General features: G+C 71.4%; 4 protein-coding genes and 1 pseudogene. 3 read left to right on the plus strand and 2 right to left on the minus strand.

Annotated features, from left to right (window positions below; translation table 11 throughout):
* Positions 1-190: pseudogene (locus H5J30_RS19885) on the plus strand (questin oxidase family protein); the annotation flags it as partial.
* 97 nt (positions 191-287) lie between these two features.
* The gene (locus tag H5J30_RS19890; protein WP_181788762.1) at positions 288-1,058 is read left to right on the plus strand and encodes a dioxygenase family protein; all 771 of its coding nucleotides are present in this window, start codon (positions 288-290) and stop codon (positions 1,056-1,058) included.
* 148 nt (positions 1,059-1,206) lie between these two features.
* Here the strand turns inward: H5J30_RS19890 and H5J30_RS19895 are convergent, their stop codons facing one another.
* Together H5J30_RS19895 and H5J30_RS19900 are read right to left on the minus strand one after the other, a co-directional pair.
* Entirely contained in the window at positions 1,207-2,727 is a 1,521-nt protein-coding gene (locus H5J30_RS19895) for an MFS transporter (RefSeq protein ID WP_181788763.1), read from the minus strand.
* A 138-nt stretch (positions 2,728-2,865) separates the two neighbouring features.
* On the minus strand, positions 2,866-3,528 hold the full coding sequence (locus H5J30_RS19900) for a TetR/AcrR family transcriptional regulator (RefSeq protein WP_181788764.1): 663 nt from the start codon (positions 3,526-3,528) through the stop codon (positions 2,866-2,868).
* 207 nt (positions 3,529-3,735) lie between these two features.
* Here H5J30_RS19900 and H5J30_RS19905 point away from each other — a divergent pair, with 207 nt between their 5' ends.
* Positions 3,736-4,164: an OsmC family protein gene (locus tag H5J30_RS19905; RefSeq protein WP_018839169.1), complete on the plus strand. Its 429-nt coding sequence runs from the start codon at positions 3,736-3,738 to the stop codon at positions 4,162-4,164.
* Positions 4,165-4,194 lie beyond the last annotated feature (30 nt).

Here is a 4,194-nt window from a genome sequence, read left to right on the forward strand (position 1 = left end):
GCCGCCGGAGCACATCCCCGCGCCGCCGTCCGGGGACGCGGCACAGGCGGCGGACGAGTTGCGGACCCGGGCGGCGGCGCACGGCGACGAGCACACGATCAAGTTCGTCGACACCGCGCTCGACGTCGGGGACGACACCGCGCGGGTCGCCGCGCTGCAGTCCGTCGCGCTCCTCGACCCGGTGTTCTGACGTACGGGCCCGCGGGCGCCCCCGTAGGCGCCGACGCGCATGCGCCCGAGCGCGGGTATGGTTGAAGTCTAAACTTCCAGAGGATTCGGGACTCGCCATGCCGACCATGCCCGCGCTCTACCTCTCCCACGGCGCCCCGCCGCTGGCCGACGATCCCGTCTGGCCCGCCGAGCTGGCCGCCTGGGCCGCCGACCTGCCCCGCCCGCGCGCCGTCCTGGTGGTCTCGGCGCACTGGGAGGAGGCCCCGCTCGCCCTCGGCGCCACCACCGCCGTCCCGCTGGTCCACGACTTCTGGGGCTTCCCCGAGCACTACTACCGCGTCCGCTACCCCGCCCCCGGCGCCCCCGGGCTGGCCGAGTCGGTACGCAAGCTGCTGCGCACCCCCGGCGACGGCGTGCAGGACTTCCCGGACCGCGGCCTCGACCACGGCGCGTACGTGCCGCTGGTGGAGATGTACCCGGACGCCGACATCCCCGTACTCCAGGTCTCCATGCCGACCCTCGACCCGGAGCGGCTGCTCGCGCTCGGCCGCCGGCTCGCGCCGCTGCGCGAGGAGGGCGTGCTGATCGTCGGCAGCGGCTTCTTCACCCACAACCTCGCCGCGCTGCGGCACCGGGGCGACGGGCCGCCGGCGTGGTCCGCGGAGTTCGACGCCTGGGGCCGCGAGGCGCTGGCGGCGCAGGACGTGGACGGGCTGCTGGACTTCACGCACAAGTCGCCGGCCGGCCGGCTGGCCCACCCCCGTACCGAGCACTTCGCGCCGCTGTTCGTCACCCTCGGCGCCGCCGAGGACGACCTGGCCACCCAGCGCAGCGTCATCGACGGCTTCTGGATGGGGCTGGCCAAGCGCTCCCTCCAGCTCGGCTGAGGGACGGAGAGAGACAGCCCAAGTGCAAGCACAGGCGCAAGGAGGCAGGCAGGCAGGCATGGCGAAGGCCCCTTCCCGTCCCCCCGAGGAACGGAAAGGGGCCTTCGCTCAGCCCTGAACTCTCCTTTGAGTCAGTGCACGAGCGCGGTCAGTGGACCATCACCGGCGCCTGCACCTCGTCCGCCGTGCCCGCGTCCTTGCCGTCGCCGGAGACCTCGTGGCCTCCCTGGGCCCGGGCGTTGACGAGGACGTACGCGATGGCGGCCGAGACCACCAGGATGCCGACGGCCCACCAGATCGCCGTCGAGTAGCCGTGCACGGCCGCGGAGTTCTCGAAGCCCTGGCGGCCCAGGCTGCGGGCCTCGGAGCCGTGCGAGGAGATCCAGCCGGTCGTGGCGCTGGCGGCGATCGTGTTCAGCAGCGCGGTGCCGATGGCGCCGCCGACCTGCTGCGAGGTGTTGACCATCGCCGAGGCGACGCCGGAGTCGCGCGGCTCCACCCCGAAGGTGGCCAGGGACATGGCCGGCATGAACGCCGTGCCGAGACCCAGGCCCAGCAGGATGAGGCCGGGCAGGACGATCGCGGCGTACGAGCTGCCGGGCTCGATCTGGGCCAGCAGCAGCATGCCGAGGGCGCCGACGAGGAAGCCGGGCACCAGCAGCAGCCGCGGCTGCACGCGGGTCATCAGCCGGGCGCCGATCTGCGTCGAGCCGATGATCATGCCCACGATCATCGGAAGGAACGCCAGGCCGGTCTTGACCGGGGTGTAGCCCTTCACGATCTGCAGGTAGTAGGTGAGGAACAGGAAGACGCCGAACATCGCGATGACCGCGAGGCCGAGCGACAGGTAGACACCGCCGCGGTTGCGGTCCAGCAGGACGCGCAGCGGCAGCAGCGGGTTCTTGACCCTGGCCTCCACCGCCACGAACGCGGCCAGCAGCACCACGGACGCGACGAACATGACCAGCGTCAGGGTGTCGGTCCAGCCGTCCGACTCGGCCCGGGTGAAGCCGTAGACGAGCGCCACCAGACCGGTGGTCGCCAGCAGCACGCCCGGGATGTCGAGCGTGGAGCGGTTCCGGCTGCCCTTGGGGTCGTGGATGACGGCCATCGCGCCGAGGATGGCGACGACGGCGAACGGGATGTTCACGAAGAACGTCCAGCGCCAGTCCAGGTACTCGGTCAGCACGCCGCCGAGGATCAGCCCGACGCCGCCGCCGGCGCCGGCGATGGCGCCGTAGATGCCGAACGCCTTGGCCCGCTCCTTGCCGTCGGTGAAGAGGACGGCGAGCAGGGACAGGGCGGCGGGCGCGAGCAGCGCGCCGAAGACGCCCTGCAGGGCGCGGGCGCCGAACATCATGACCTCGCCGGTCGCCGCGCCGCCGAGCGCGGAGGCGCCGGCGAAGCCGGCGAGACCGGTGATGAAGGTGCGCTTGCGGCCCCAGAGGTCCGCGATGCGGCCGCCGAAGAGCAGCAGGCCGCCGAAGGCGAGCGCGTAGGCCGTGATGACCCACTGGCGGTTGCCGTCGGAGATGCCGAGGTCCTCCTGTGCGGAGGGCAGGGCGATGTTCACGATGGTCGCGTCGAGGACGACCATCAGCTGGGCCACAGCGATGAACGCGAGGGCTTTCCAGCGCCTCGGATCAGGCTGCAGAGCCGTTTCTGGCATGGGGGTACCCACCATTCGAGTTCAGGGTTGATCTTTGTACGAATCAGGACGAACCGGTGCTCATCACCGCACAGGGCTCGGAAGGAAGAAGAGTCTCGATGATCAGAACAGACTCATCGGCCGTGGATCACCTCATTTTCATGTGCCCTTCTGCCTGAGAGCCTCGAACGTGGCGGCGCTGCCGGACAGCGTTGACCTGGCCGGATTCATCAGCCCGTCGAGAAAAAGCTCCAGGTGCCGGTGCATGTACGTGTCGAACCCCACACTGCATTCCAGACCGGGCAGCGGCCGGGTGAGCTGGGCGAGCGCGACCATCAGGTCGCCGACGCCGACGTCCGCCCGGAGCGTGCCCTCGGCGCGGGCCCGCGCCATCAGGTCCTCCAGCGCGGTGTCGAGCCGCTCGCGCATGCCGTACACCTCCGCCGCCGTGTGGTCGAAGCCGTCGGCGAGCAGCGAGCACAGCGACCCGATCCGCTCGTCGGCGCCGCGGTGCACGAAGCACCGCAGCGCCTCGAACGCGTCGGCGTCCTCGGCGAGCGCGGCCTCCGCCAGCTCCGCGATGCGGCGCATGGATTTCAGGGTCACCTGGAGGATCAGGTCGCGGCGGTCGGCGAAGTGCCGGTAGACCGTCGCGTTGCCGACGCCGGCGCGGCGGGCGATCTCGTCGAGCGGAACCTCCGGGCCCCACTCCACGAACGCCTCCCGGGCGGCGTCGATGATCCGTTCGCGGTTGCGGGAGGCGTCGGCGCGCATACGCGGCTGCCGCTGCTCGGGGAGCGTGGCGCCCTTGCGCATGCCCATGGTTGCCTCCCTGATGGCTTCCGGGGAATCACTCCCCGCTTTCTTTCGACACCAGCTAAACGGGGAAGCACTCCCCGCTATTTCCCGGCTCTGCTGTGATCTGCGCCACGCGGGCCCGCGGGCGCCGCCCGGACGCGCTCGGGCGCCCCGGCACCGATAACTTGGGGCACGTACCGTCTTTCGCTCCAGACACGGAGGCTGACCGCCATGGCAACCACCCGCACCGCGAAGACCCACTGGGAGGGCAACCTGCTGGAGGGCAAGGGGACCGTCGCCCTCGAATCCTCCAAGATCGGCACGTACGACGTGAGCTGGCCGGCCCGCTCCGCCGAGCCCGGCGGCAAGACCAGCCCCGAGGAGCTGATCGCGGCGGCCCACTCGGCGTGCTACTCCATGGCCTTCTCGCACGGCCTGGCGGGCAAGGGCCACACGGTCGAGTCCCTCGACACCAGCGCCGACGTGACGTTCCAGCCCGGCGAGGGCATCACCGGCATCGTGCTGACCGTGCGCGCGACGGTGCCGGGGCTGTCCGAGGAGGACTTCCAGGCCGCCGCCGAGGACGCCAAGAAGAACTGCCCGGTGAGCCAGGCGCTCGCGGGCGTCAAGAACATCACGCTCGACGCCAAGCTGGTCTGAGCGCACGCCCCGCGCACCATCCGGCCCGGC

The organism is Streptomyces phytophilus, assembly GCF_013870535.1.
Classification (GTDB): Bacteria; Actinomycetota; Actinomycetes; order Streptomycetales; family Streptomycetaceae; genus Streptomyces; species Streptomyces phytophilus.